Here is a 25,597-nt window from a genome sequence, read left to right as displayed (position 1 = left end):
AAACTCGATCGCAGCGGACGAGACCTAGGAGAACAAATGGCCCTCACCGCTCACTCCACCATCGGCGACTGGCTGAACGACCCCACCGGCGGTCCGCTCATCCGCAGCCTCTTCGAGAAGACGGGCGCCGACCCCGAACTGCTCACCCCGGTGCTGGGCCTGCCGCTGCAGCAGCTGGTCGCGATGAGCCAGGGCGCCATGCCGCAGTCCATCGTCGACGACCTCGTGCGCGCGGCCAACGGTGGTGAGATCCCCGAGGCCGCAGAAGAGAGCGGCTGGACCGAGCAGCCCACCACCGGACGTTTCGCCGGCAAGACCGTCATCGTCACGGGCGCCGCGTCCGGAATCGGCAAGGCCACGGCATCCCGCATCGCCCGCGAAGGTGGACGCGTGATCGCCAGCGACATCGCCGCCGAGAAGCTCGATGCGCTCAAGGCGGAACTCCCGGATGCCGACATCACGACGGTCCCCGGCGACCTCACCAAGCAGGATGCGATCGATGCCGTGCTCGCCGCCGCGGGCGACCGCATCGACGCCCTCGCGAACGTCGCCGGCATCAACGACGACTTCTCCCCCGCGGGCGAGACGACGGATGCCGTGTGGGACCGCGTCATCGCGATCAACCTGACGGCTCCGTTCAAGCTCATGCGCGCCGTTCTCCCGATCATGGAAGCCGCCGGCCGCGGGTCGATCCTCAACGTCTCGAGCGAAGCGGGCCTGCGCGGCAACGCCTCGGGCAACGCCTACACCGCCAGCAAGCACGGCATCATCGGCGTCACGAAGTCCGCGGCCTTCATGTACGGACCGAAGGGCATCCGCGTGAACTCCGTCGCCCCCGGCGGCGTGGCCACCGGCATCCCGATGCCCCCGAACATGTCGGAGTACGGCTCGGGACGCCTCGCTCCGTTCCAGCAGGCGATCCCCTCGGTCGCCCTGGCCGAGCACCTGGCCGCATCCATCACGTTCCTGCTGTCGGACGACGCCGTGAACATCAACGGCGCCATCCTCGCCTCCGACGGCGGATGGTCGGTGCAGTAGGCCGCACCCGCGAAGCCAACGCCCCCGCCGACCCGAACGGCGGGGCGTTTCGCGTCGGGGGCGCTCAGCGCTTGGTCGAGATCAGTGCGGTCGCGAGGGATACCGCGGTCAGACCGAGTATGCCGACACCGAGGAGCACGAGCCCAGCCGGCCAGACAGCGAGCCAGGTGACGTCGTAGACACCATCGCCCGCCGGCGAGTACTGCTCGACCGTGCCGACGGCGGTGAGCCAGATGCCGACGATCAACGCGACGACCGGCACGACCCAGGCGATGCCCCACGAGACCTTGCGCGCCAGCTCGCGCTGACGCTCACGGAATGCCGCCTCTTCGATGTCATCCTGGGCGGTCGTGTCGATGTTCTCGCGGCTGACATCTGCGGTCGTGTCCATGCCTGCACGATACAACTCGGGGGTCGCTTCGGGGGAAGGATTCTTTCGCGGCCAGAGGCGTCCGGTGGCGGCGAAATCCCCCACGACTGTGTCCCCATCCGTGTGCTTTACTCGGGGCATGACCCCAGCCGGCGACCTCCTTGTGTATGCGATGACCGCCGCCCTCGCGGTGAGCGCTGGACTCACCCTCGGATCATCCACCCACCGACTGATGACGTACGTCGCCGGCCTGCTCATCACGGGGGTCGCTGTCGGACTCGCCTTCTGGTCAGACGCCGCGTGGGTAGGGCCCCTCTTCGCCCTCGTGAGCCTGACGACCGGAACGCTCACCGCGGCAGCGGAGAAGGGGAAGAACCCGTCGTACGCGGAGGCCTCCCTCGCGAGTCGCGTACTCGCGGTGCTGAACGTTCGGCGCGGTGTGCCCCTCGACGAGCCCCGCGTCGGAGCGGCGACCGCTCGCGAGTAGCCGGATCGGTCTCGCCTCAGGGAGCGTCGACGGGGCCGACTCCTCCGTTGCTCGGTGCCGGTGATATCGCACTGATGCGTAGAGCGACCAGAGGATCATCGGAATGCCCGCAGCGAGCACGAGATCCGGCCGTGCAGACCCTGACGAGACGATCGCGCACCCGATCACCCAGGTGAACACGACGATTGTCCCGATCAGATGACCGAGCGGCTGAGTGAGCGTGCCGTACCAGGTCGCGCGGCCGCCACTCCTCACGCGCTCGTGGATCCCCACCATGACGAAGTACCAGGTCACCATCGCGACCGCCGCCGGGAGTTGGAGCCAGAGTCGAAGCTCGGGAACGAGTGCGCCGAGCGTGATGCCCACGGCGAAGAAGCCGAACACCAGCACGGTGGCGAGCAATCGCGACCTCGGGCGCGTGGTGGTCTGGAACCACGTCGACGGCGCGTGCTCGACAAGGATGCCGTCGGCTGCTGCATCCATGGATCTCCTCACGCTCGGGCTCCCCTGAGGAGATGAAAGCACACATATGAGGACAGTCCAATATTCTCGCTGCGGCTGGAGTCGCTGCATCCGCGTCCGAGAGGGGTCGCATCTTGTCGCATCCATGCGCCCGAGGCGGCCATTCGTGCCGCCTCTCCGCGGGGAGGGGTCACGCATTGTCGCTTCACCGAGCCTGAGGCGACCAATTGCGACCTGTCCCCCGCACTCGCCCCGCACTCCCCGAGCACTCACACCCGCACTCCCGAGCACTCACACGCGCCGAACAGCATCCCCCATGGCTTGGAACGCCTCGGCCAGCACGGGCCGCGGGGTCGCGAACACGACCCGCACGTAGTCCTCGTATCCGCGGCCGAGCAGTCGCCCCTCGGTGAGCACGACTCCGGCCTGTTCGCGGAAGAACTCGGCGGGCGGGCCCGGGATGCCGAGCGCGCTCGTGTCGATCCAGCCGATATATGTCGCTTCGGGGGCGCGATATACGGCGCCGGGCAGGTGCTGATCGACGAGCGATCCGAGTACGCGGCGGGAGTCGTCGAGGTACGAGATCACACCGTCGAGCCACGGCTTGCCGTGCCGATACGCCGCGGTCGAGGCGACGACGCCGAGCGTGGCGGCGCCGTGTTGCACCGAGAATCCGAAGCGGCGGTAGAGCTCCTGATCGGGCTCGTTCGAGGTGATGAGCTGCGCGGTCTTGAGCCCCGGGATGTTCCACGCCTTCGACGCGCTCGTGCCGGTCACGGTGTGCGCGGCAGTCACCTCCGACACCGATGCGTAAGGGATGAACGGCCGCCCGTCGAAGCGCAGTGGCGCGTGGATCTCATCCGCGAACACCCGCCCGCCATGCCGCTCGACGACCTCGGCGATCGCCTCGAGCTCCTCACGCCCGGCCACGGTTCCCGTCGGATTGTGCGGGTTGCACAGCACCAGCGTGCGCGCTCCCGCGGCGAACGCCTCATCGATGCGCGCGAGATCGTGCTGCCAGCGTCCGTCGACCTCGACCCCGGGAACCTCGATCACCGGATGCCCGATCGTCGGCAGGTAGCTGAGGAACGGCATGTACGCGGGCGTCGGCACGATCACGGGTGACCCCGCCGGCGCATACTCCTCGACGGCCACGCGCAGCGCCGCCATCACATCCGACACCGGATGCACCCGCTCCGGATCGACCGCCCATCCGTACTCGTCACGCATCCAGTCGGCCGTCGCCGCGCCGAGCTCGGCGGCCAGCGGAGGCGAGAGATACCCGAGGTTCTCCTCCTCGATAGCGCGGTGCAGGGCCTCGGCGATCTCGGGCGCGACACCGAAGTCCATCTCGGCGACCCAAGCACCGATATTTCCGGGGTGCAGGCTCCACTTGCGGCTCGCCGGGCGGTCGAGGTCGAACCTCGTCCGGGCGTCGAACGGATGCGGCGGGATGCGCGAGATGTCGTCGGTCATGACATACGGCTCTCAGGCCACCGGCTGACATCGAGCGGCGTGACACACGACCGGGTTCTCAGACACGAATACTCCTTCATGGGGAAGCTACCAATCTAAGGATGCCGCCTCCGCGCCCGCACGTCGCGTGACCGCGCGTGACATCACGCATCCCAGAACTCCCCGACTGCCGCGGCGAGCGCTCGCCCCTGTGCGTAGCCGACCTCGGCGGCCGGTGCGCGGAGCGACGGATCCATCGCGTTCTCGAAGAACAGATGCTCGGCGCCCTCGCCCGGGCCGATCACGAGCACCTGGCTGCCGCCCGCGCGCAGTTCCTCCACCTGGGCCTCGAGCTGCAGACCCCAGGCGGGCGGAGTGAGCGCGCGCCCGCCGAACGGAGGGAGCACCAGCACGCGGTCGTGACCCGCGGCGAGGTCGGCGTTCTCGTTGCGCCGGAAGCCGCCGTCGATGAAGGCGCGATCGCCGATCGGATACGCGGAGCCGCTACTGCAACTCGCGGCGACGGCATCCACCAGGTCGACGCCGCTGTCGCGATCGAACACCACGGGCTCGGCCGTGGTGGCGTCGACGGCGGTGAGCAGCATCCGCCGTTCCGGCCACGTCTGCTGAGGAAGTCGCGACGCCACCATCGCCCGCCACTGCCGGTGGCGGGGTTCGGATGCCGGATCGACGGATGCCGCGGCCTGCGCGAGCGCCGATGCCCCCAACCGTCGGCGCAGGTCTGCGGCATCCGAGGAGTTGGCGATCAGCCACCGCATCCGTTCCATATGGTCGACGACCGGGCGGTTGGTGTTCGCCTGCGGTCGGGCCGGGACAGGTGTGCGCGCGGCGGCGAACAGCTCGGACGGGTCGGCGCCGGCGAACTGGGCTGCCGCCGTGGCGCCGGCCGAGGTGCCGATGGTGAGGTCGGCGGCGGTGACGTCGACGCCGGATTCGGCGAGGCCAGCGACGACGCCGATCAGCCAGGCGTTGCCGGTGGATCCGCCTCCGCCGAGGACGAGTGCGCGGGTGAGAGTGTGTGCGTTCATGGGAGTCGCCTTTCGCGATGTGCCTGTTCGGCGCTCCCCGACGCGACTAGCTCGGTCGCGAGATCGTGGACTGCAGGGGAGCACCCGATGCGGATACTGCGTTCATGGGTCTCACCTCCTGCGTTCGGAACACGATCGCCCCGACGTTAGCACGCGCGGGGGGCAGTGGGGAGTGGGGAACTTGGCGCCTCATGCCGCATCCAACGTCCCAAAGCGACAACAGGCGCCAACTCCATCCCCAGCACCAGTGGCCCTAACGACGAGGGCGTGGACGGGGGCGCAAATGGCCGCAACCGCCGCGCGTGGGCGACCATTCGTGACACCTGCCCGCGGGGAGGCGTCACGAATAGTCGCATCCACCAGTGGGAAGCGACCATGTGTGACGCATCCACCACCCCAGAGCGACAACAGGTGCCAACTCCAGCACCCAGCACCCAGCACCCAGCACCCAACACCCAACACCCAACACCCAGCACCCAGCACCCAGCACCCAGCACCCCCACCCCCACCCCAGCAAATCCTGCACGGGGTCGAACAATCCCCCCGATCCGCCAGCAGAAAATCCCACCGCAACCGAACCGTGAGCAACGCGATATATTGCCGAAACATGCGCTCCATACGTTTCATACGTATCCCTCGGGCCACAAGCCCACCCCGCACCACGACGACGTGATCGGTCGACCCGCTCTGCCTACCCGAAAGCACCCATGCTCCGACAGACTTCCCCCGCCCGTCGGCGACTGCTCGCGACCCTCCCGGTCACCGCGCTGCTCGCCGGTTCCCTGCTCGTCACCTCGGTCCCGGCCGCGGTGGCCGACGACTCGATCGACGGCCCCCGAACATCCGGCGACGCCATGTTCCCGAACGTCGGCAACGGCGGCTACGACGCCCTGAACTACGACGTCTCGCTCGCCTGGAGCCCCACCGGCGTGGCCGGCGGCCTCATCACCGGCGACATCACGACGGCGACGACCACGATGACCGCACGGGCCCTCTCTCCGCTGCGCAGCTTCTCGCTCGACTTCGAGGGCATGACGATCTCGTCGGTCTCCGTCAACGGCGCCCCCGCCACCTGGGCGCGTGACATCGACGCGGATGCCGTCAAGTACAAGCTCATCGTGACCCCGGCGACGCCCGTCACCGGGGAGTTCACGGTCGCCGTCACGTACAGCGGAACTCCCGAGCGCCACGTCGACACCGACGGCAGCTACGAGGGATGGAACGGCACGAACGACGGGGCGATCCTGCTCGGCCAGCCGATCGGCATGATGGCGGGCTTCCCGCACAACAACACCCCGGGCGACAAGGCCACGTACACGATCTCGGTCGACGCCCCCTCGGTGCTCGCGAACGCCTCGGGCGTGACGGGCGATGCCGCGGTGGCGAGCAACGGCGAGCTGAAGTCGAAGACCGTGTCGGGCGACCGCACCACGTGGGTGTGGCGTCAGGACAAGCAGATGGCCTCCGAACTCGCGGTCATCGCGATCGGACGCTTCGACGTGATCGAGGGGTCGATCACACTCACGGATGGCCGCAGCATCCCCTCCTGGTCGTTCATGGACGCAGGGCTCAGCTCCGGCAACAAGACGACGATCCGCAATCGCGTCGCCCAGCTCGAGACCCTCACCAAGAACCTCGAGTCGGTCTACGGCGCCTACCCCGGCAACAGCACCGGCGTGATCGTCGACAGCGTGCCGAGCGGCGTGAACTACGCGCTCGAGACGCAGGACCGCTCGTTCTTCCCCAGCGCGAGCTCGGTGAACGGCAACACGCTCATCCACGAGCTGGTGCACCAGTGGTACGGCGACAACGTCGCTCCCTCGACGTGGACCGACATCTGGATCGGCGAGGGTATGGCGACCTGGGGCCCGACCCACTACAACAGCGCGGCCGGCTTCGGCAGTGGCACGAGCACCGAGCAGACCTACTTCACCTCCTGGAACAACAAGTCGTCGGCGAGCGCGGACTGGAACACCCCGCCCGGCGCGCAGACCGCCTCGGAAGACCTCTACGGCTACCAGACCTACACGCGTAGCGCGCAGTTCTGGGAGGCGCTGAAGATCTCGATCGGCGACGAGTCGTTCTTCTCGCTGATCAAGGAGTGGCAGACCCGCTACGCCGGCCAGAGCCGCACCGCCGCCGACCTGAAGGCCCTTGCTGAGGAGATCTCGGGCCGCGACATCACGACGTTGTGGAACGACTGGATCCTCGAACCCGGCAAGCCCGCCTGGCCCGACAAGCTCTCGATCGCTCTGACGAGCACGGCCGCCGACCCGGTCGCGATCGGCGGCACCGCCTCGTACACGGTCACGGCGACCAACACCGGCCGCGTACCGCTGGCGTCGTCGATCGTCACGGTGGACCTCAGCGCACTGCTGACCCGCGCCACGCTCGACGCTGTTCCGGCAGGGGCCGTGCTCGATGGCACGACGTTGACCTGGACGGTCCCCGCCGGCACGGCTCCGGCCGCAGTCGCCGAGCTGACGTTCAGTGCCACGGTGATCGAGGATGCCGACGGCGGACCGTTCTCGGTCAGCAGCCGCGTCGCCTCGCTCGGCGGAACCTGCGCGAACTGCGTCGTCGAGACCACCGTGATGGAGGTGCTCGCGCCGACCTCCGCTCCGACGATCACCGGCAAGGCCGTCGTCGGCGGCACGCTCACGGCATCGTCGACCGGATGGCCCGAGGGCACCGAGCTCAGCTACGCGTGGGCGATCGACGGCGAGCCCGTCGTGAGCACGGCCCGCGCGGCGGACCCGGCGACGACGTTCACCATCCCGGCGAGCGCGCTCGGTGCGCGCATCTCCGTGACCGTGACCGGCACGCTCGACGGCTTCCGCACGGGCTCGGTCACGAGTGCGGCGACGGCGGCGGTCGTCGCGGCAGCCGTGCCCGGCGACGGCGACGGCGGCGACCCCGACACCGGCGGCGTGGCCGATCCCGACGACGAGCTCAGCTCGACGGGGGGAGATCTGCCCATCGCGGGTGTTCTGCTCGGCGTCGTGCTGCTCTCCCTCGGCGGGGCGATCGTCGCGATGCGCCGTCGTCGCAGCATCGACGCCTGATGACGATCGACGCCTGATGACCTGACGGATGCCGCGACCCGAATGCGGCATCCGTCACCGTCCCCGTCCTGGGGACCATCCCCTCCGGGGATAGGAGCGCACGCCCTTGCACCCAGGGGCGTGCGCTTCTTCGTGTGCGCGACTGAACCGAGGAGCGAGTCGCGCAGCGGAGGCAGCCCGTTTCCTATCGGGGCTTTCGCGATTGCTTGACACGGCTGGCGATGCTCGACCCGCTCAGGAAGGCGAGCAATCCGATCACGAGACAGGCGGCCAGCAGTTCGACTTCCGATTCGATGGCACCGGCCAGCCCGAACCAGATCAGCACACCGAGCCAGACCAGTGAGACGAATACAGCGATCGCTGTGCCGAGTCTCGTGCCGACGAATCCAGCGACGCCGCCCGCGAGCAGTAGTCCGACGGCGACACCGAGGTAGACCATCACTAGCATTTCCTCTCCGTCCGCATCACGGGTGGTGCTCACATCCGGTCTCACCCCTCGACGCGGTGTACGAGCGCGCCGCCGCCGGAGCTGCCACGGCAGACCTCACCGCACGATCGCAGCCCGTGAGACTGCTCGGCGGTGCTCAGCACGGTACATGAGTACGACGACGAGCAGTGCGGCTGCTGCGCCGAGCAGCGCCGAAACGATGGGGAAGAAGTACAGCAGCGTGATCGCGCCGCCGCTGACACCGACCATCACGCTGAGCAGGACGATGACTCCGGTGCGCATGCCTGCGCGACGGAACGCGGGAAGGAGCAATGCGACGATGGCTGAGCCGTTGAGAGCGATGGAAGCGATCGCAGCGGCCAGCAGAAGCGCGAATGGCGTTGACGCGACGTCAGCATCGACGCCGATGTACCACGCTTCGTACGTGAGCGCTGTGGCGGCGGATCCCGCGATGCCCAGCAGAACAGCTGCCCACGGCATCTTGGAGACTCCGGACGATGCGGCGGCCGCCGTCGCCACCGAGAGGATTGCCAGCGCCGGAACGATACCTGTCATGGCGACCCGGACGGACGAAGCCGTTGCGTCAGTGAACGCCGGCCCCGCGAGAACAACCAGTGCCAGCACGGCGACAGCAACGCTCATCCCCGCTAAGCCGATCGCCGCGCCCCATCTCGCCCCGAATCCTGCACCCACGATCGACTCCCTTCGAGCCCGTTCCGGATGGATCGAATGTGCCCACTCACAGCCGTTGCTGGAACAAATAAAGCACACATATGACGACATACTGATATCTTGTCGGGACAGGCTCCCCCTCACGCACGTCGGGGCGCGGGAGTCAAGGGAGCAGACGGGCGTACGCGCGCCGCCTAGTTTCAGACCATGCCCCACCAGGATGCCGTCGCGAGGACGCCACGATGACGCTCGAGGTCGTCGCGCCCTCCGCCGCGCTGCTCGACGAGCGCTATCTGTTGCAGGCGCGCGTGGGCCGCGGCGGGATGTCGACCGTGTACCGGGCGCTCGACACCCGCATGGAGCGCGCCGTCGCGGTGAAGATGATCCACGAGGAAGACCCGAACGCCGCATCCGCGAACCGTGCTCACACCGAGAAGGCCCTGCTGGCCGTCGTCGACCACCGCTCACTCGTCACTCTCTACGACGCTCAGCTGGCGCCCGGGCGTCCGCGGTATCTCGTGATGGAGTTCATCGAGGGCCCAACTCTCGCCCGGCGGCTGAAGGAAGGGCCGATGCGCCCGCGCCAGGTCGCCCGGTTCACCCGCGACATCGCCGAGGGCCTCGCCGTCGTGCATGGCGCCGGCATCATCCATCGCGACGTGAAGCCGTCGAACATCCTCCTCGCCCGCGAGCGTGCCGGCGATCCGTGGACCGCGAAGCTCGCCGACTTCGGCATCGCGTGCACGGTCGGCAGCCCGCGTACGACCTCCCCCGGCATCGTGCTCGGCACCTTCACCTATATCGCCCCCGAGCAATTGCGCGACGCCGATCCCACCCCCGCGGTCGACGTCTTCGGCCTCGGTCTGGTCGCCCTCGAGGCCCTCACCGGGTCTCCGGCATATCCGCCGACGGGAACCGGGCGCGGTGCTGCGGCCACACGGGTCATGAATCCTCCGGCCATCCCCCGCCGCATCCGCGACGACTGGCGCGCACTTCTCGAGTGGATGACGCGGCTCGATCCCGCCACGCGCCCCCACGCCGCCGAGGTCGCCCAGGTGGCGCAGGGGCTAATGCGGGTGCGGCGAGGCACCGTCTGACCCGCTTCTGCTGACGCCTCGCTCGGAGAAATGCGCTTCCGTCGGCCGTTTCGGGCTGATTCGTCCGAGGGAAGCGCACATCTCCGACGGAAGCGCCACAGGCCAGCCAGGCGCAACCAAGCGCGCCCAACCGAGCGCAACCAGCCGAGAGCAACGGCGCTCAAGCGACGTCGAGCACCCAGGTCACGCCGAAACGGTCGGTGAGCATGCCGAAGCCGGCCGACCAGGCCGAGGCCGCGAGCGGTTCGACGATCGTCGCCCCATCGGCGAGCGCATCCCAGTACCCGCGCACCTCGTCGAGCGAGCCGCCCTGCAACGACTGGAAGAACGTGCGATCGGTGAGAGTGACACCGTTCTCTCGTCGCGTGGATCCGGCGGTGGCGGCGGCATCCGGGTCGTCCTGGCCGGGAATGTCGTACGCCATCAGACGCAGGCCCCCGTCGCTCTGCAGCCGACCGAACACGATCTTGTCGGCACCGGGCACGTCCGCGGGCATGCCGAAGTCGCCATAGGTGGCGGCCGTGACGGTTCCGCCGAACACCGACTGGTAGAAGTCGAGTGCCTGCCGGGCCACGCCGCGGAAGTTCAGGTGGGTGGTGGTGATGAGAGTCATGAGGCGTCCTTCTGGTGTGTGCATCCGCGCGAATCCCGAACCGGATTCGCTGTCAGGATCAACGATCGCAACAGAAGAGGTCAGTTTCAGTCCGCTACTTCGCGCAGAATGAAGACATGACCGGAAGCTCCTCCCGCATGCTCGCGCTGCTGTCGCTGCTGCAGACGCCGCGCGACTGGCCGGGCCAGGTGCTGGCCGACCGCCTCGAGGTGAGCCCGCGCACCGTGCGCCGCGACGTGGATCGACTGCGCGAGCTGGGCTATCGCATCGGCGCGATCAAGGGCCCCGACGGCGGATACCGTCTCGCGGCCGGATCGGAGCTGCCACCCCTCCTGTTCGACGACGATCAGGCCGTCGCGATCGCCGTGGCGCTGCAGAGTGTTCCGTCGAGCGGCATAGACCTCGACGAGGCCGCCGCCCGCGCCCTCGCGACCGTCCGGCAGGTCATGCCCTCACGGCTGAGGCACCGGGTCGACGGCATCCGCTTCACCGACGTCGAGAACACCACCCGCGTGGATCCCGCCGTGCTCGAGGCGACGAGCGCCGCCGTGCGCGACCGGCTCGTGCTGCGGTTCGACTACGACTCGGTCTCCGACCCGGATGCGCGCGACAGCCCCGCCCGGCGCACCGAGCCGCACGCGGTCGTGGCGCGCGAGAACCGCTGGTACCTGCTCGCGTGGGATCTGGATGCCGACGACTGGCGCACCTATCGACTCGACCGCATGCACCCGCGCGTCCCGACCGGCCCGTCGTTCGCGCCTCGAGCGCTCCCCTCGGCCGATGCGCAGACCTACCTCGCGGCACGGGCGAAGGGCTCGGCCACGCATGACCGCTGGCCGTGCACCGGGGAGTTCGTGATCGCGCTGGCCGCCCGCGAGGTCGCGCCGTGGATCGGTGACGGGACGCTGACGGAGATCGACGAGGGATCGTGCCGCATCACGGTGGGTGCGTGGTCGTGGGTCGCCGTCCTGGCGTCGGTCCTGCGATTCGATGCGCCGTTCGAGATCGTGGGCCCGGAGCCGTTGCGCGAAGCGGCCGGGATGCTGACGGAGCGTGTCGCCGCGGCATCCGGTCGCTGAGGCCGCGACCCCCGGTCCCCGAGGCGCGGACTCACTGCGGAGCGGGAATCCCCCGCGTCAGGTGCTCGACAGCCATCTCCGCCACTGGAGTGAGCGACGAGGCGGGCGCACTCTCGAAGGCGGTGAACCGGAGCCAGTCCAGCCCGACGCGCACATCCAGCACGGACCGGCCGTAGTAATCGACTCCGGCGAGCGCGGCATCCGCCCCGACGACCGTGGCCGGGGTCTCGCCGGCGAGGGTCTCGAACGCCCATGCCCCCGAGGGGAGCGTGGTGAGGGCGATGAAGGTCGCATCGTTGTAGACGTCCGGCCCCTCGGCGTACATGCACAGCCTCCCGCCGCCGTTGACGAAATACGCCTCGGCAGGGATGCCCCAGCCGCCCAGCTGCGCGAAGTCGACGATCTCGACGTGGGTATCCAGCTGCGTGGCGACCTCTTCGGCGGTGAGCAGCGACTCGCAGTCCGCGGCCGCGATCTCACTGGATCCGTAGTCGAACTCGCGGAGGGTTCCGACGGCAGACGCCAGGACCCCTTCCAACGCCTGGCGCACGCGGTCGGCATCACCCGCGGCCAGCGCAGGTGAATTGACCGAGGCAGTCAACAGCACGTCACCGTCGCGGAGCACCGCGATGCAACTGCCGCTGTCGCAGTCGAAGCGCAGGTCTGTGTTTCCTCCCGCGCCGCGTCCGTCGGCCCCATCGACGATCAGCTGCGCATCCGGAAGGATCACGACTTCCCAGTACGTCTCGGGCGACGACTCCGGATCACTTGCGGCCAGATCACCGGCCGAACACGCGATCCCCCCGGCACGCTGCATCATGTGCTGAGCAGGGCCGGGGGTACCAGTTCGGCGACGACGTCAGGCCGAGACTGTCCTTCTCGCCTCCCACCGCAGCACCCATCAGATCCGCCATGACCGCGTTCACGTCGTCGCAGGTCACATCGAAGGCGGGAGTCGGGGCGACGATGGGCTCTTCGGTCGGAGTCGGGGTCGGAGTCGGACTCGCGGCCGACGGCGAGGGGCTCGGGGCCACCTCTGCCTCCGGTGCGCATCCCGTCACCATCAGCACAGCGACGACGGCGAGAAGGGCGAGAGGACGCAGGCGCATACCGCCACCCTAGAGGCCGGGGAGGGCGCGACACCGCAGGCGGAACCGGGGCCGCACCCCGCCCCGGTAGACTGGAACCGCCCCGCCGGCCCCTTCCTTTGGAGTGCGCGTGACCACCGCCCCTGCACCTTCCCACAAGCACGTCCCCGACTCCGTCGAGAACGCGATCGCGACGCCCGAGAAGGAGCAGCCCTACGGCGCCCTCGGACTCAAGCCCGACGAGTACGCGCGCATCAAGGAGATCCTCGGCCGCCGCCCCACTTCGGGTGAGCTCGCCATGTACTCCGTGATGTGGTCGGAGCACTGCTCGTACAAGAGCAGCAAGAACTACCTGCGTCGCTTCGGCCAGAAGGTCAGCGACGAGATGAAGGAACGCCTCATGGTGGGCATGGGCCAGAACGCGGGCGTCGTCGACGTCGGCGAGGGCTGGGCCGTCACCTTCAAGGCCGAGTCGCACAACCACCCCTCGTTCATCGAGCCCTTCCAGGGTGCGGCGACGGGCGTCGGCGGGATCGTCCGCGACATCATCTCGATGGGCGCTCGCCCGGTCGCGGTCATGGATGCTCTCCGCTTCGGTGCGGTCGACCACCCCGACACCGCCCGCGTCGTGCACGGCGTGACGAGCGGCATCAGCTTCTACGGCAACTGCCTGGGCCTGCCGAACATCGGCGGCGAGACCGTGTTCGACGCGGTCTACCAGGCGAACCCGCTCGTGAACGCCCTCGCGGTGGGCGTGCTGCGCCACGAAGACCTCAAGCTCGCCAACGCGACCGGCGTCGGCAACAAGGTCGTGCTGTTCGGTGCCCGTACGGGTGGCGACGGCATCGGCGGCGCCAGCATCCTGGCATCCGACACGTTCGCCGACGGCGGCCCGACCAAGCGCCCCGCGGTGCAGGTCGGCGACCCCTTCGCCGAGAAGGTGCTCATCGAGTGCTGCCTCGAGCTGTACCGCGGCGAGCTCGTCGAGGCGATCCAGGACCTGGGCGCGGCCGGCATCTCGTGCGCGACCAGTGAGCTCGCGGCCAACGGCAACAGCGGCATGAAGGTCTCGCTCGACAACGTGCTGCTGCGCGACCCCACCCTGACCGCCGAAGAGATCCTCATGTCGGAGTCTCAGGAGCGCATGATGGCGATCGTCGCCCCCGAGAAGCTCGACGCGTTCCTCGCGGTCGTCGAGAAGTGGGACGTCGAGACCTCGGTGCTCGGCGAGGTCACCGGCGACGGACGCCTCATCATCGACTGGCAGGGCGAGCGCATCGTCGACGTCGACCCCTCGACCGTCGCGGTCGACGGCCCGGTCTACGACCGTCCGGTCGCCTACCCGACGTGGATCGACGCACTCCAGGCGGATGCCGCCGAGAACCTGCCCCGCTCCTCCGAGCCCGAGGTGCTGCGCGAGCAGTTCCTGAACCTGGTCGCCTCGCCGAACCTGGCCGACACGAGCTGGATCACGAACCAGTACGACTACTACGTGCTCGGCAACACCGCCCTGAGCTTCCCCGACGACGCCGGCATGATCCGCGTCGACGAGGAGTCGGGCCTGGGCTTCGCGATCTCGACCGACGCGAACGGCCGATACAGCCAGCTCGACCCGTACGCCGGCGCGCAGATCGCCCTGGTCGAGGCGTACCGCAACGTCGCCGTCACCGGCGCCGTGCCGACCGCGATCACCGACTGCCTCAACTTCGGCTCTCCCGAGAACCCCGAGGTCATGTGGCAGTTCGGCCAGACGGTCGACGGCCTCGCCGACGGATGCTACGAACTGGGCACCCCGGTCACCGGCGGCAACGTCTCGTTCTACAACCAGACCGGCGACGTGCCGATCCACCCGACCCCGCTCGTGGGCGTGCTCGGCATCATCGACGACGTCTCGCGCCGCATCCCGTCGGGCTGGCAGGACATCGGTCAGAACATCTACCTGCTCGGCACCACCTCCACCGAGCTCTCCGGCTCGGCCTGGGCCGACGTCGTGCACCAGCACCTCGGCGGGCTCCCCCCGAAGGTCGACCTCGCGGGCGAGAAGCGCCTCGCCGGCCTGCTCTCGGCAGCGCGCGACGAATGGCTGATCTCGTCCGCCCACGACCTCTCCGAGGGTGGCCTCGGCCAGGCTCTCGCCGAGGGCGTCATGCGCTTCGGCGTCGGCGCCCGCGTGTGGTTGAACGAGATCATCGAACGCGACGGAGTGGATGCCGCATCCGCCCTCTTCTCGGAGTCGACCGGCCGCGTCATCGTGACTGTCCCCCGTGAGGACGACGTGAAGTTCCAGGGCCTGTGCGAGGGCCGGGGCTACCCCGTGCTGCGCATCGGCGTGACCGACAGCGAACCGCAGCTCGAGGTGCAGGGCGTCTTCACGGCGTCGGTCGCCGAGCTGCGCGAGCACTCGACCTCGACCCTGCCGTCGTACTTCGGCCCCACGGTCACGGAACCGGTCAGCGCATGAGCGAGGTCAGCCGGCCGGAGCCGGGGCGTCCGGAGCCCAGCGAGGACTACGGCGACCTCGGCGAGCGACGCAACCGCCGCATCCGCATCGTGGCGTGGACGGTCATCATCGCGCTGATCCTCGGTGGCGGCGGCGCGACCGTGATCTCGCTGATCCTCGGCTGAGGGTTTCCCGGGACGTCGGAGCCCCGGCCTACAGTGGGCGCATGACCTCCGATCCGCGTGCGCTCCTCTCGGACCTGCGCGCGCAGGCGGAGGCGCGGGTGGCGGCCACCTCGGCCGTGCTCGCGGAGCTCACGCACGATCGCGCGGGGTCGAACGACGACGACGAGCACGACCCCGAAGGTGTCACCCTGTCGTCGGAATGGTCTCGCCTGACCGGGCTCGCCGAGGCCGCGGCATCCGAACTCCACCAGGTCGACGACGCGCTCGCCCGGATGGATGCCGGCACGTACGGCATCTGCGCGCGCTGCGGACGGCCGATCCCCGCGGCCCGTCTGGCCGTGCGCCCCTTTGCGGAGCACTGCGTCGCGTGTGCGGAGAAGCTCGGGCGCTAGGTGTGCACGAGCGGCGCTCACGAGTAGCATCCACCCCATGCCCATCACACTCGAGAACGTCGGCATCCCGAGTCCGCGTTCATAACTCCTCAAAAACGTCGGCCTCTTCATCCGAGACCCCCGTAATCACGCGAGTGCGACCGAGCCCGGGTGCAGATTCTCCGGAGTTATGAACGGGATGCGGCGGTGACACCGATGCCGAGGCGCGTGCCCGTGCCGCCGAGGTCGGGCGTGAAGGGCGTAGCGTCCGCTGCGCGGCGTCGCGAACCACCGGTCAGCGGGCTACCATGCCGCGCCAGATCACCTCGATCGCGGCTCGAAGTCGTGCCACGACGGCGGGGTCGCTGATCCGATCGCCACGCACGACCAGCTGGTAGTAGGCGACCCCCGCGATCGCATCGAAGCACGCATCCACATCGAGGTCGGAGCGCAGCTCGCCCCGAGCCATCCCCACGCGCAGCGCGTTCAGCAGCGGAACGCGCCGACGCGACACGTGCGACTCCCAGTAGGTCTTCTGCAGCGTCCGATCGCTCATCACGAGCCGGATGCGCTGTCGGAACCGCTCCTCGGAGTAGCCGGGTGCCGAGGGCGCGACGCCGTCCGAGCCCAGCCCGAGTCCCGTCAGCAGGATCTCGCGCAGATCGGCATCCGCAGGGAACTCCGGCGGCACCTCGCGACCGACGTCGAGCGCCGCCGCGATCAGCAGTGTGAGCGACGGCCACCGTCGATACAGCGCCGCCCGGCTCACTCCGCTCCCGGCGACGACCCGCGAGACCGTGACCTCCTCGCCCGCATCGATGACCTCGAGCGTCGCCGCGACGATCTGCCCGTCGATCTCCTCATCACGCGGGCGACCGGGGCGGCGGCGAACCGCGGCCCCGGCATCCGTCTGCGTGACTGTCACGCGGCCAGCGCCCGCTCGCGCAGCCGACTGATCGTCGCATCCGACAGGCCTGCGGCCCGCAACGGAGCCAGCGGATCGCCGTGCTGCGCACGGAGCGTGTCGAGCAGGCTGCGCATCGACACGTCCATCGAGCCCTCCAGCAGCGACGAGGTCTTGCCGACCGCCTCGGCATCGAAGCCCAGCGCCTTCCACATCGCACCCATCACGGGCGCCGTGCGCTCCATGATGGCGACCATGTTGTCGCCCGTGCGGGCGTAGTCGGCGACGATGTCGTCGTCGTCCGCCCCCAGTGCGAGCAGCAGCATCGCCGCCAGCACGCCGGTTCGATCGCGCCCTGCTGCACAGTGGAACGCCGCAGCGCCCGGAGTGTGCGCGATCACGTTGAGCGCAGTCACGAGCTGGGGTGCGGCAGCCGCGACCATGCGCTGGTACATGAGTCCCATCGCCTCGTGGGTGAGTGCAGGGTGCTCCCGGTCCATCGACTCGCCCACATCCGCGATGAGCGGCAGGTGATGGTACGCGACCGGGTACTCCCCCAGCGGGCCGCGGCCGGTGACGGATACCTCGAGGGGCGAGCGCAGGTCGATGATCGCGGTCAGGCCGCCGTCGACGAGCTGGCTGGCGACCTCCTCCGTCACGTAGGCGAGGTCGTCGGTACGGATGGCGAGTCCTTCACGGAGCGCGCCGCCATCGATCGAGATGCCGCCGAGGTCGCGCAGGTTCACCGGCGCGCTGAGGATGAGGTCGGTGTCGATGGTGGTCATGTGATTCTCCTTCGGATGAGGGCACTGCCCTGGTCGATCGCCGTGACGAGCACGATGATGCAGATGATGATGGCGCTGAGGTGTCCGTAGTCGTACATGCGCATCGCGGTCGTCAGCTCGAGCCCGATACCGCCGGCACCCACGAGCCCGAGGATTGTCGCGCCGCGCACGTTCCCCTCGAAGAGCAGCAGCGTGTAGGACGTGAGCAGGGGTGCGGCCTGCGGCAGGATGCCGTATTGGATGACCTGACGCTTCGACGCGCCGACGGCCTCCATGGCGACGACCGGACCTCGGTCGACCTGCTCCATGGCCTCAGCGAAGATCTTGCCGATGGACCCGATCGAGCCGAGCGTCATGGCGAGGATTCCCGCGAAGGGGCCGAGACCGACCGCCGAGACGAACATCAGCGCGAACACCAGATCGGGCACCGAGCGGATGATGTTCATCACCCAGCGCGTCGGGTAGTACAGCCACTTCGGGGCGAGCGTGGACGTGGCCCCGAACGCGACGATGAGAGACAGCACTGCGCCGAGGACGGTTCCGACCACGGCCATCTGGAAGGTCTCGAGCAGCAACGCGAGGATCGTGCCGATCTTCGAGAAGTCCGGCGGGAACAGGCGCGACAGGAACTCGCCCATGTTGACCGCGCCCTCGCCGAGCTTCACGAAGTTGAATTGCGCTCCGTTGAACGACCAGATCAGGAGCAGGACGGCGACGGGCAGGCCGATCAGGAAGCGCGCACGCGGCACCCGGAAGGCCGATTCCAGACGGGCACGCTCCGCGGGATCCAGGGCGGGGCGCGCCCGGTCCGCACGTGGTTCAGTGATCGTCATCGCCGTGCTCCTCGTCGTCGTACAGGGCTTCGAGGGCGGCGGCATCCAGCTGGGATGTCGCTCCGGAGACGATCATCTCGCCGTGCCGCAACCCCACGATGCGGTCACTGTGGGCGAGGGCGAGCGGCAGCACGTGCAGACTCACCAGCACCGGGATGCCGTCCTGGGTGGCGATCTCCCGCAGGAGGTCGAGTACCGATCCCGCGAGCTTCGGATCGAGCGAGGCGACCGGCTCATCGGCGAGGATCACGGTGGGCTGCTGCATCAGAGCCCTCGCGATCGCCACGCGCTGCTGCTGTCCGCCCGAGAGCGACCGTGCCGGAGCGGATGCCTTGTGGGCGATGCCGACGCGGTCGAGCAGTTCGAGCGCCCGTCGCCGATGCGCGCGGGAGAATCCACCGGCGAGATTGATCGGTCCTGCACCGTGGAGCGCACCCGTGAGCACGTTGGTCATGACACTGAGTCGGGGGATCAGGTTGAACTGCTGGAACACCTGCCCCACCTCGGAGCGCAGCGTGCGCAGCTCGCCGCGTCGGAGGTGCGTGACGTCATGCCCGGCCACGCGGACCGAACCGGTGGAGATCGGCGCGAACCCGGTCAGGCTGCGCATCAGCGTGGACTTGCCCGAGCCCGAGGCACCGAGCAGCGCGACCATCTCGCCGGGGAACAGGTCGAGGTCGACGCCGTCGAGGACCGTGTTCTCGCCATAGGCGACCTGCAGGCCGCGGACGGAGACCAGCGGGAGCGCCTGGCGCAGCTCGGCGGTGCCGAAACCCAGAGCATCCGCGCGTGTGCCGGGGTGGCGGCCCATGACGCGCCGTGCCGAGTGCAGTTCGTCTCCGTTTCCGTCGGATGACGGGGCGGATGCCGCGAGCGGAGCGGACAGGCTCACTTGAGGTCCTTGAGCTCGACCCCGGCGACGGCCGCGATCTCAGCGAAGGAGGTGAACGCCGACGCCTTCGGGTCGACCGTCTGCGGAGCCCCGGCGAAGGCACCGTAGGCGCCCAGACGCTCGGCGTTCTCGGGTGAGAAGACCTCGGCGATGCCGTCCTGGATGACCTTGCGCGTCTCGGCATCCAGCGACTGGCGACCGAGGACCGCGCCCTGGATGTCCATCGCCGGGCTTTCGCCGACCGCGCGCCACTCGCCGTCCGCGAAGGGGAACATCGGTGCACCGAGCTGGGTCAACATGACGGCGGTGCACGCGGCATCCACCTGCCCCTGCTCGAGGGCCGCGAAGCTTCCCTCGTGACCGCCCGCGAAGATCGCCTCGTAGTCCGTGCCCTGTTCGAGCCCGGCCTCGTGCAGCATGTACACCGGCATGAAGTATCCCGAGCTGGATGCCTGATCGGCGAAGGCGACCGTCTTGCCCTCGAGATCCTCGACCGACTGGATGGGCGAGTCGTCGAGCACGACGCAGGTGGAGACCGGCTTGCCGTCGCCCTGGAACGCGACCAGCGCGTCCACCTCGCCCGTGTTGACGGCGAGCGCAGACGGGAACCCGCTCATGATGCCGATGTCGACGTGGTCGGAGCGGATCGCCTCGACGACGCTGAGGTAGTCGGGCACATCGGTGATCTCGACGTCGCGGCCGGTCGCCTTCTCCAGCAACTCGGCGAAGACCTCGACCGGGTTCTCGGCAGTGGGGTCATCTCCGACGGGGAGGGTGGCGATCGTGATGGGGGCGTTCGGATCAGCCGGGGCTGCTTCGGCGGACGGACTCTGGCATCCGGCGAGCGCGAGGGCGGCGACGCCCAGGAGGCCGACGACGGGCAGGGTGGAGCGGCGCATGATGACCTTTCGAGAGGGAGGATGTCTCGGTGTTTCGAGAACATCGGTATTCCAACTCCCGAAGGTGACGGGCAATTACGAGACCGCCGTACTCCGAATGGAACGCTTCGTGAACGGATGGTGCCGGGGGCGGCGCGCGCAGCGTTCATAACTCCGCAAAAACGTCGGCCTCGGTAACCGGAACCCCCGGAAATCCGCGGGCTGGACTGAGCCCGGGTGCAGATTCTCCGGAGTTATGAACGGGATGCGGCGGTGACACCGATGTCGAGGCGCGGGGAGCCCGCGGAAATCAGCCGGCGACGGTCTCCGCGATCGCCGCGCCGAGCTCGACCGTCGTGGCCGTGCCGCCGAGGTCGGGGGTGAAGGGGGCAGCATCCGCTCCCCGCGCCAGCACGTCTTCGATCGCGGAGAGCACCGCGGCTCCGGCTTCCGGGTATCCGAGGTGTTCGAGCATCATCGCCCCGCACCAGATCTGGCCGATCGGATTCGCGATGCCCTTGCCCGCGATGTCGGGCGCCGAGCCGTGCACAGGTTCGAACAGGCTCGGGAAGATGCCCTCGGGGTTGATGTTGGCGCTCGGGGCGATGCCGATCGTGCCGGTGCAGGCGGGGCCCAGGTCGGACAGGATGTCACCGAACAGATTGCTCGCCACGACCACGTCGAACCAGTCCGGGTGCAGCACGAAGTTCGCCGTGAGGATGTCGATGTGGAACTGGTCGCGCGTCACGTCCGGGTAGTCGGCGCCGACCGCGGCGACCCGCTCGTCCCAGTAGGGCATCGAGATCGAGATGCCGTTGCTCTTGGTCGCCGAGGTCAGGTGTCCGGACCGGCGGCCGGCCAGATCGTACGCGTAGCGCAGCACACGGTCGACACCGGTGCGCGTCATCACGGTCTCCTGCAGCACGAACTCGCGGTCGGTGCCCTCGAACATGCGCCCGCCGATCGAGGAGTACTCGCCCTCGGTGTTCTCGCGCACGACGTAGAAGTCGATGTCTCCGGGCTCGCGGCCGGCGAGCGGCGAGACGACGCCGGGCATGAGCCGCACCGGCCGCAGGTTCACGTACTGATCGAACGCGCGGCGGAACTGGATCAGGCTGCCCCACAGGCTCACGTGGTCGGGCACGACATCCGGCCATCCGACAGCGCCGAAGAAGATCGCGTCGAATCCGCGCAGGGTCTCGAACCAGTCGTCCGGCAGCATCCGGCCGTGCTGCTGCCAGTACGCGGCGCTCGCGAAGTCGAAGTGCTCGAACTCGAGCGGGATGCCGAAGCGGGATGCCGCGGCCTCGAGCACGCGCAGCCCCTCGGGCATGACCTCGGTGCCGATGCCGTCTCCGGCGATCACGGCGATGCGGTGGGGGGTCGTCATGGGTGGGGTTCCTTCGGTCTGAGACGTGGTTCCGGTCGGAGCAGATGGGGGTGCCGGGTCAGAGCACGTCACGCTCGGCGGGGTGATGGCAGGCCACGCGATGGTCGGCGGAGGCGGCGGACGCGGCGGCGGACGGGGCCGTGGCGAGGTCGGGGACCACTTCGGCGCAGATGTCGGTGGCCTTCCAGCAGCGGGTGCGGAAGCGGCATCCGCTGGGCGGCGACACCGGGCTCGGCACGTCCCCCGTGAGCACGATGCGCTCGCGGGCCCGCTCGGCCCGGGGGTCGGGCACCGGGATCGCCGACAGCAGCGCCTGGGTGTAGGGATGCAGCGGCCGCTCGTACAGCTCGTCGACCGGCCCCTCCTCCACGAGCTTGCCGAGATACATGACCCCGACACGATCGCTCAGGTGCCGCACCACCGACAGGTCGTGCGCGATGAAGAGGTAGGTGAGACCGAGGTCGCGCTGCAGATCGTCGAGCAGGTTCAGCACCCCGGCCTGCACGCTCACGTCGAGCGCACTGACCGGCTCGTCGAGCACGATCACCTCGGGCTCGACCGCGAGCGCCCGGGCGATGCCGAGCCGCTGCCGCTGCCCGCCGGAGAACTCGTGCGGGAACCGGTCGGCGTGCGCGGGGTTGAGCCCGACCTGGGCCAGCAGTTCCTCGACACGACGCTCATGATTGCCCCGGTGCAGGCCGTGGATCACGAGCGGCTCGGTGAGTGTCGCCCGCACGGACTTGCGCGGATTGAGCGAGGCGTACGGGTCCTGGAACACGAACTGCACCCGCCGCCGGAGCGCCCGCAGTCGCGCACCCTCCACGGCGGTGATGTCGTCGTCGCCGAGCAGGATCGACCCGCCGTCGCTGGACTGGAGCCGCGCGACACTGCGCCCGAGCGACGACTTGCCGCAGCCCGATTCGCCGACGAGCCCGAATGTCTGTCCGCCCTCGATCGACAGGCTCACATCCGACACCGCCTGGACGACATCACGCGTGCGGCCGAACAGCCCGCCGCCGATGCGGTACTCCTTCACGAGGTTCGTGATCGTCAGGCCCGTGCTCGTCACGGATCCCTCCACCACCGGAGCGCTCATGACACCGCCTCCTTCTGCCACTCGTCGACTCGCACACAGGCGGCCGTATGCCCTTCGCCGACCGAGACCAGTGCCGGTACGGCCACATCGCAGAGCCCCGCGACCGCGTGTGCGCAGCGCGGTGCGAAGCGGCATCCGGACGGCCAGGCCGTCGCCACAGGCGGCTGGCCCGCGATCTGGTACAGCCGCTCGTCCCGCGACGAGCGGCGGTCGAGACGCGGCAGCGAGGCCAGCAACCCGGCCGTATAGGGGTGGGCGGTCTCGTAGAAGAGCGGATCGACGTCGGACGTCTCGACGAGACCGCCGGCGTACATCACCATGACGCGATCCGCCGTGCCGGCGACGACGCCGAGGTCGTGCGTGATCAGCAGCACGGTCGTGCCGGTGCGACGCTGCACCTCGCGCAGCACCTCGAGCACCTGCGCCTGCACGGTCACGTCGAGCGCGGTGGTCGGCTCGTCGGCGATCAGCAGATCCGGCTCGTTGGCGATGCTCATCGCGATCATGACGCGCTGGCGCATGCCGCCGGAGAACTCGTGGGGGTAGCGGTCGACCCGCAACTCGGGAGAGGGGATGCCGACGACATCCAGCAGCTCGATCGCCCTCGCGCGACGCTCAGCCGCCGTGGTTTCAGGCCGGTGCACGCGTACGGCCTCGATCAGCTGCTCCCCCACCCGCATCACCGGGTTCAGCGCGGTGAGAGCATCCTGGAACACGATCGCGATGTCCTTGCCACGCACCTCGCGCAGCTGGTCGTCGGCGAGCCCGATGAGCTCTGTGCCGCGGAAGCGGATCGACCCGGTCACGACCGCCTTCTTGGGCAGCAGCCCCATGATCGCCATCGCCGTCATCGATTTGCCCGAGCCGGACTCGCCCACGATGCCGACCGTCTCGCCCTCGCGCAGCACGAACGAGACGCCCGAGACCGCCTGCGCCAGACCCGCGTCGGTCGGGAAGCTGATCGACACGTCCTCGACCTCGAGGAGCACACCGCCGCTGGAACCCACGCCGCCGCTCGAACCCACGCCGCCGCTCACAGGTTCTTCCCCTGCGGGTCGAGCGCATCGCGCAGTCCGTCGCCGATGAAGTTCACGCACAACACCGTCACGAGGATGAAGATGCCGGGGAAGTACAACAGGTACACCTGCGGGGTGCCGACGTACCCGGCGGCCTGGCTGAGCATCGACCCCCAGCTGGTCTGGGGCGGCTGCACGCCGAAGCCGAGGAAGCTCAGCGTCGACTCGGCGATGATCGAGGATGCCACGGCCAGACTCATCGCGACCACGATGACGCCGGCGAGATTGGGCAGCAGGTGCGAGATCACGATGCGGGCGCCGGATGCTCCGATCCCTCGCGCCGCGTCGATGAAGTCCTTCTCCCGGAGCGACAGCACCTGGGCGCGCACGACGCGGGCGATGTACGTCCACCCCAGGGCCGTGAGCGCCAGCACGATCGTGGTGGGCGAGGGGCCGAGACCCTGCAGGATCACCGCCAGCAGCGCGATCGCGGGCACGATGAGGAAGAGGTCGGTGATGCGCATGATCAGCTCGCCGATCCATCCGCCCACGTAGCCGGCGATCGCACCGAGCGCGGTGCCGACCACGGTCGCGAGCAGGGCGACGGCGAGACCGATCGCGAGCGAGACCTGCCCGGCGAACAGGATCTCGCTGAGGTAGTCGCGGCCGAGCTCATCGGTGCCGAGCCAGTGCTCGGCCGATGGCGGAGTCGGACCCAGCAGGAGATCCTGCTGTCCCTGGGCGTAGGGGGCGATCCACCCCGCCCCGAAGCATGCGATCAGCAGGATGACGAGCACGATCAGGCTGGTGACGGCGATCCGATGCCGGACGAAGCCCTTCAGCAGCTGACGGGTGGGCGCCTTCTGCGGTTCCTGCTCGGCGAGCAGCTCCTCATGGCCGGCGATGCCTGCACCACTCATGACAGCCTCACTCTCGGGTCGAGCACCGCATAGGCGATGTCGGCGATCAGGTTGCAGATCACGACCGCGACGGCGACCACGATCATCCACGGCAGCAGCACGAACACGTCACCGGCGACCAGCGACTGCAGGAACAGCCGCCCCATGCCGGGGATCGCGAAGATCTGCTCGGTCACGACGAGTCCGCCGATCAGGATCGCCGCATCGAGCGCCACGACCGTGACGAACGGGGCGAGCGAGTTGCGCACGGCATGCCGCCAGATCACCTGGCGACGCGGAACACCCTTCGCCCGGGCGGTGCGCACGTAGTCGCTCGACAGTGCGTCGAGCATCGCGGCCCGGCCGAACCGGCTCCACGAGGCGACGAGCGCGATCATGAGGGCGGCGACGGGCAGCACGAGGTGGCGGATGTAGTCGAGCACCCCGGTCTGCCCCGGTGAGTTCAGGCCGATGAAGAACAGCGGCGGCTCGCTGAGCCCGAACTGTTCCTTCGGCCACACGGCGAACGTCTGGATCAGGATGAGCCCGAACCAGAAGGCGGGCATCGCGATGCCGATGTACGAGGCGCCCGTGAGCAGATTGTCGCCGAGAGAGTACTGCCGCACGGCCGAGTAGACGCTGACGCCGCCGGCGATGAGCACCGCCACGATCAGTCCCCAGAACGCGAGCTGCAGCGTGGGCCACAGCGCCTCGCCGATCAGCGGCAGCACGGGTGTTCCGGTGCGGGTGCTCACGCCCCAGTCGCCGACCAGCAGCGAGCGGAGCCAGAGGAAGTACTGCTCGGGCACCGAACGGTCGAGCCCGAGGCGCTCGACCTCGCGCGCCAGCACCGCGGGGTCGTGCGCCTGGCGCAGCTTGGCGAGCGGGTCGAACGTCGACCGCACGGCCCAGAACAGCACGAACGAGGCGACGAGGATCACCGGGACCGAGTACAGCACCCGTCGTGTGATGAACGTGATCATGT

General features: G+C 69.0%; 26 protein-coding genes. 7 read left to right on the top strand and 19 right to left on the bottom strand.

What is annotated here, in order from left to right; genetic code table 11:
* The first annotated feature begins 36 nt into the window (after positions 1-36).
* Complete coding sequence (locus P0Y60_02805; protein ID WEK61712.1) at positions 37-1,038, top strand: SDR family NAD(P)-dependent oxidoreductase; 1,002 nt, start codon at positions 37-39, stop codon at positions 1,036-1,038.
* Between the two features lie 64 nt (positions 1,039-1,102).
* Here P0Y60_02805 and P0Y60_02800 read toward each other — a convergent pair whose 3' ends face one another.
* The 4 genes from P0Y60_02800 to P0Y60_02785 form a co-directional block, all read right to left on the bottom strand.
* Positions 1,103-1,429: a hypothetical protein gene (locus P0Y60_02800; protein ID WEK61711.1), complete on the bottom strand. Its 327-nt coding sequence runs from the start codon at positions 1,427-1,429 to the stop codon at positions 1,103-1,105.
* A gap of 268 nt (positions 1,430-1,697) precedes the next feature.
* Positions 1,698-2,378 carry a hypothetical protein gene (locus P0Y60_02795; GenBank protein WEK61710.1) on the bottom strand — a complete coding sequence of 227 codons (681 nt, stop codon included), beginning with the start codon at positions 2,376-2,378 and terminating at the stop codon, positions 1,698-1,700.
* Positions 2,379-2,648: 270 nt separating this feature from the next.
* A complete protein-coding gene (locus P0Y60_02790; GenBank protein ID WEK61709.1) occupies positions 2,649-3,833 on the bottom strand; it encodes an aminotransferase class I/II-fold pyridoxal phosphate-dependent enzyme in 1,185 nt (394 codons plus the stop codon).
* A gap of 143 nt (positions 3,834-3,976) precedes the next feature.
* The gene (locus P0Y60_02785; GenBank protein WEK61708.1) at positions 3,977-4,861 is read right to left on the bottom strand and encodes a patatin-like phospholipase family protein; all 885 of its coding nucleotides are present in this window, start codon (positions 4,859-4,861) and stop codon (positions 3,977-3,979) included.
* A gap of 707 nt (positions 4,862-5,568) precedes the next feature.
* Between P0Y60_02785 and P0Y60_02780 the strand changes: the two genes are divergently transcribed.
* Positions 5,569-7,926, top strand: a complete 2,358-nt coding sequence (locus P0Y60_02780) for a M1 family aminopeptidase (GenBank protein ID WEK61707.1) — start codon at positions 5,569-5,571, stop codon at positions 7,924-7,926.
* 184 nt (positions 7,927-8,110) lie between these two features.
* Here P0Y60_02780 and P0Y60_02775 read toward each other — a convergent pair whose 3' ends face one another.
* Together P0Y60_02775 and P0Y60_02770 are read right to left on the bottom strand one after the other, a co-directional pair.
* Positions 8,111-8,368, bottom strand: coding sequence for a hypothetical protein (locus tag P0Y60_02775; GenBank protein ID WEK61706.1), 258 nt, complete (start codon positions 8,366-8,368; stop codon positions 8,111-8,113).
* A 102-nt stretch (positions 8,369-8,470) separates the two neighbouring features.
* Positions 8,471-8,929, bottom strand: a complete 459-nt coding sequence (locus tag P0Y60_02770; GenBank protein ID WEK61705.1) for a hypothetical protein — start codon at positions 8,927-8,929, stop codon at positions 8,471-8,473.
* A 359-nt stretch (positions 8,930-9,288) separates the two neighbouring features.
* On the opposite strand from P0Y60_02770, the gene P0Y60_02765 reads away from it, so the two are divergent.
* Complete coding sequence (locus P0Y60_02765; protein WEK61704.1) at positions 9,289-10,143, top strand: serine/threonine-protein kinase; 855 nt, start codon at positions 9,289-9,291, stop codon at positions 10,141-10,143.
* A 160-nt stretch (positions 10,144-10,303) separates the two neighbouring features.
* Here P0Y60_02765 and P0Y60_02760 read toward each other — a convergent pair whose 3' ends face one another.
* On the bottom strand, positions 10,304-10,756 hold the full coding sequence (locus tag P0Y60_02760; protein ID WEK61703.1) for a VOC family protein: 453 nt from the start codon (positions 10,754-10,756) through the stop codon (positions 10,304-10,306).
* 116 nt (positions 10,757-10,872) lie between these two features.
* Here P0Y60_02760 and P0Y60_02755 point away from each other — a divergent pair, with 116 nt between their 5' ends.
* A complete protein-coding gene (locus P0Y60_02755; protein ID WEK61702.1) occupies positions 10,873-11,835 on the top strand; it encodes a WYL domain-containing protein in 963 nt (320 codons plus the stop codon).
* Positions 11,836-11,866: 31 nt separating this feature from the next.
* Here P0Y60_02755 and P0Y60_02750 read toward each other — a convergent pair whose 3' ends face one another.
* Complete coding sequence (locus P0Y60_02750) at positions 11,867-12,655, bottom strand: hypothetical protein (GenBank protein ID WEK61701.1); 789 nt, start codon at positions 12,653-12,655, stop codon at positions 11,867-11,869.
* On the bottom strand, positions 12,615-12,944 hold the full coding sequence (locus tag P0Y60_02745) for a hypothetical protein (GenBank protein WEK61700.1): 330 nt from the start codon (positions 12,942-12,944) through the stop codon (positions 12,615-12,617). The genes P0Y60_02750 and P0Y60_02745 overlap by 41 nt, the downstream gene beginning before the upstream one ends.
* Positions 12,945-13,053: 109 nt before the next feature.
* On the opposite strand from P0Y60_02745, the gene purL reads away from it, so the two are divergent.
* Genes purL through P0Y60_02730 form a run of 3 tightly spaced genes read left to right on the top strand, consistent with a single transcriptional unit; the run spans position 13,054 to position 15,940 of the window.
* The gene (purL, locus tag P0Y60_02740) at positions 13,054-15,384 is read left to right on the top strand and encodes a phosphoribosylformylglycinamidine synthase subunit PurL (GenBank protein WEK61699.1); all 2,331 of its coding nucleotides are present in this window, start codon (positions 13,054-13,056) and stop codon (positions 15,382-15,384) included.
* Positions 15,381-15,548 carry a hypothetical protein gene (locus tag P0Y60_02735; GenBank protein ID WEK61698.1) on the top strand — a complete coding sequence of 56 codons (168 nt, stop codon included), beginning with the start codon at positions 15,381-15,383 and terminating at the stop codon, positions 15,546-15,548. Before purL ends, P0Y60_02735 begins: the two co-directional genes overlap by 4 nt.
* Before the next feature lie 41 nt (positions 15,549-15,589).
* Complete coding sequence (locus P0Y60_02730) at positions 15,590-15,940, top strand: TraR/DksA C4-type zinc finger protein (protein WEK61697.1); 351 nt, start codon at positions 15,590-15,592, stop codon at positions 15,938-15,940.
* A 274-nt stretch (positions 15,941-16,214) separates the two neighbouring features.
* Here P0Y60_02730 and P0Y60_02725 read toward each other — a convergent pair whose 3' ends face one another.
* From P0Y60_02725 to P0Y60_02680, 10 genes are all read right to left on the bottom strand, one after another.
* Entirely contained in the window at positions 16,215-16,844 is a 630-nt protein-coding gene (locus P0Y60_02725; protein ID WEK61696.1) for a TetR/AcrR family transcriptional regulator C-terminal ligand-binding domain-containing protein, read from the bottom strand.
* Positions 16,841-17,608 carry a tyrosine-protein phosphatase gene (locus tag P0Y60_02720; protein ID WEK61695.1) on the bottom strand — a complete coding sequence of 256 codons (768 nt, stop codon included), beginning with the start codon at positions 17,606-17,608 and terminating at the stop codon, positions 16,841-16,843. Before P0Y60_02720 ends, P0Y60_02725 begins: the two co-directional genes overlap by 4 nt.
* The gene (gene phnE, locus P0Y60_02715) at positions 17,605-18,441 is read right to left on the bottom strand and encodes a phosphonate ABC transporter, permease protein PhnE (protein ID WEK61694.1); all 837 of its coding nucleotides are present in this window, start codon (positions 18,439-18,441) and stop codon (positions 17,605-17,607) included. The genes P0Y60_02720 and phnE overlap by 4 nt, the downstream gene beginning before the upstream one ends.
* Positions 18,428-19,333, bottom strand: a complete 906-nt coding sequence (gene phnC / locus P0Y60_02710; protein WEK61693.1) for a phosphonate ABC transporter ATP-binding protein — start codon at positions 19,331-19,333, stop codon at positions 18,428-18,430. The genes phnE and phnC overlap by 14 nt, the downstream gene beginning before the upstream one ends.
* The gene (gene phnD / locus P0Y60_02705) at positions 19,330-20,232 is read right to left on the bottom strand and encodes a phosphate/phosphite/phosphonate ABC transporter substrate-binding protein (protein WEK61692.1); all 903 of its coding nucleotides are present in this window, start codon (positions 20,230-20,232) and stop codon (positions 19,330-19,332) included. The genes phnC and phnD overlap by 4 nt, the downstream gene beginning before the upstream one ends.
* 289 nt (positions 20,233-20,521) lie before the next feature.
* On the bottom strand, positions 20,522-21,601 hold the full coding sequence (locus P0Y60_02700; GenBank protein WEK61691.1) for a tartrate dehydrogenase: 1,080 nt from the start codon (positions 21,599-21,601) through the stop codon (positions 20,522-20,524).
* A 58-nt stretch (positions 21,602-21,659) separates the two neighbouring features.
* Positions 21,660-22,697 (bottom strand): ATP-binding cassette domain-containing protein, encoded by a 1,038-nt coding sequence (locus tag P0Y60_02695; GenBank protein ID WEK61690.1) that lies wholly within the window; start codon positions 22,695-22,697, stop codon positions 21,660-21,662.
* The gene (locus P0Y60_02690) at positions 22,694-23,734 is read right to left on the bottom strand and encodes an ABC transporter ATP-binding protein (protein WEK61689.1); all 1,041 of its coding nucleotides are present in this window, start codon (positions 23,732-23,734) and stop codon (positions 22,694-22,696) included. The genes P0Y60_02695 and P0Y60_02690 overlap by 4 nt, the downstream gene beginning before the upstream one ends.
* Positions 23,731-24,633, bottom strand: coding sequence for an ABC transporter permease (locus P0Y60_02685; GenBank protein WEK61688.1), 903 nt, complete (start codon positions 24,631-24,633; stop codon positions 23,731-23,733). The genes P0Y60_02690 and P0Y60_02685 overlap by 4 nt, the downstream gene beginning before the upstream one ends.
* Positions 24,630-25,595 carry an ABC transporter permease gene (locus P0Y60_02680; GenBank protein WEK61687.1) on the bottom strand — a complete coding sequence of 322 codons (966 nt, stop codon included), beginning with the start codon at positions 25,593-25,595 and terminating at the stop codon, positions 24,630-24,632. The genes P0Y60_02685 and P0Y60_02680 overlap by 4 nt, the downstream gene beginning before the upstream one ends.
* Between the last annotated feature and the right edge of the window lie 2 nt (positions 25,596-25,597).

The organism is Candidatus Microbacterium colombiense, from assembly GCA_029203165.1.
GTDB classification, from domain to species: Bacteria; Actinomycetota; Actinomycetes; order Actinomycetales; family Microbacteriaceae; genus Microbacterium; species Microbacterium colombiense.
This window is presented reverse-complemented; position numbering and strand designations above follow the sequence as displayed.

Coding starts and splice junctions, on each gene's coding strand:
- phnE (WEK61694.1), bottom strand. CDS start 18,441: ATGACGATCACTGAACCACGTGCGGACCGGGCGCGCCCCGCCCTGGAT.
- P0Y60_02750 (WEK61701.1), bottom strand. CDS start 12,655: ATGATGCAGCGTGCCGGGGGGATCGCGTGTTCGGCCGGTGATCTGGCC.
- P0Y60_02695 (WEK61690.1), bottom strand. CDS start 22,697: ATGAGCGCTCCGGTGGTGGAGGGATCCGTGACGAGCACGGGCCTGACG.
- P0Y60_02685 (WEK61688.1), bottom strand. CDS start 24,633: ATGAGTGGTGCAGGCATCGCCGGCCATGAGGAGCTGCTCGCCGAGCAG.
- P0Y60_02700 (WEK61691.1), bottom strand. CDS start 21,601: ATGACGACCCCCCACCGCATCGCCGTGATCGCCGGAGACGGCATCGGC.
- P0Y60_02800 (WEK61711.1), bottom strand. CDS start 1,429: ATGGACACGACCGCAGATGTCAGCCGCGAGAACATCGACACGACCGCC.
- P0Y60_02720 (WEK61695.1), bottom strand. CDS start 17,608: ATGACCACCATCGACACCGACCTCATCCTCAGCGCGCCGGTGAACCTG.
- P0Y60_02755 (WEK61702.1), top strand. CDS start 10,873: ATGACCGGAAGCTCCTCCCGCATGCTCGCGCTGCTGTCGCTGCTGCAG.
- P0Y60_02735 (WEK61698.1), top strand. CDS start 15,381: ATGAGCGAGGTCAGCCGGCCGGAGCCGGGGCGTCCGGAGCCCAGCGAG.
- phnD (WEK61692.1), bottom strand. CDS start 20,232: ATGCGCCGCTCCACCCTGCCCGTCGTCGGCCTCCTGGGCGTCGCCGCC.
- P0Y60_02805 (WEK61712.1), top strand. CDS start 37: ATGGCCCTCACCGCTCACTCCACCATCGGCGACTGGCTGAACGACCCC.
- P0Y60_02680 (WEK61687.1), bottom strand. CDS start 25,595: ATGATCACGTTCATCACACGACGGGTGCTGTACTCGGTCCCGGTGATC.
- P0Y60_02770 (WEK61705.1), bottom strand. CDS start 8,929: ATGACAGGTATCGTTCCGGCGCTGGCAATCCTCTCGGTGGCGACGGCG.
- P0Y60_02745 (WEK61700.1), bottom strand. CDS start 12,944: ATGCGCCTGCGTCCTCTCGCCCTTCTCGCCGTCGTCGCTGTGCTGATG.
- P0Y60_02795 (WEK61710.1), bottom strand. CDS start 2,378: ATGGATGCAGCAGCCGACGGCATCCTTGTCGAGCACGCGCCGTCGACG.
- P0Y60_02760 (WEK61703.1), bottom strand. CDS start 10,756: ATGACTCTCATCACCACCACCCACCTGAACTTCCGCGGCGTGGCCCGG.
- P0Y60_02730 (WEK61697.1), top strand. CDS start 15,590: ATGACCTCCGATCCGCGTGCGCTCCTCTCGGACCTGCGCGCGCAGGCG.
- P0Y60_02765 (WEK61704.1), top strand. CDS start 9,289: ATGACGCTCGAGGTCGTCGCGCCCTCCGCCGCGCTGCTCGACGAGCGC.
- P0Y60_02785 (WEK61708.1), bottom strand. CDS start 4,861: ATGAACGCACACACTCTCACCCGCGCACTCGTCCTCGGCGGAGGCGGA.
- P0Y60_02790 (WEK61709.1), bottom strand. CDS start 3,833: ATGACCGACGACATCTCGCGCATCCCGCCGCATCCGTTCGACGCCCGG.
- P0Y60_02780 (WEK61707.1), top strand. CDS start 5,569: ATGCTCCGACAGACTTCCCCCGCCCGTCGGCGACTGCTCGCGACCCTC.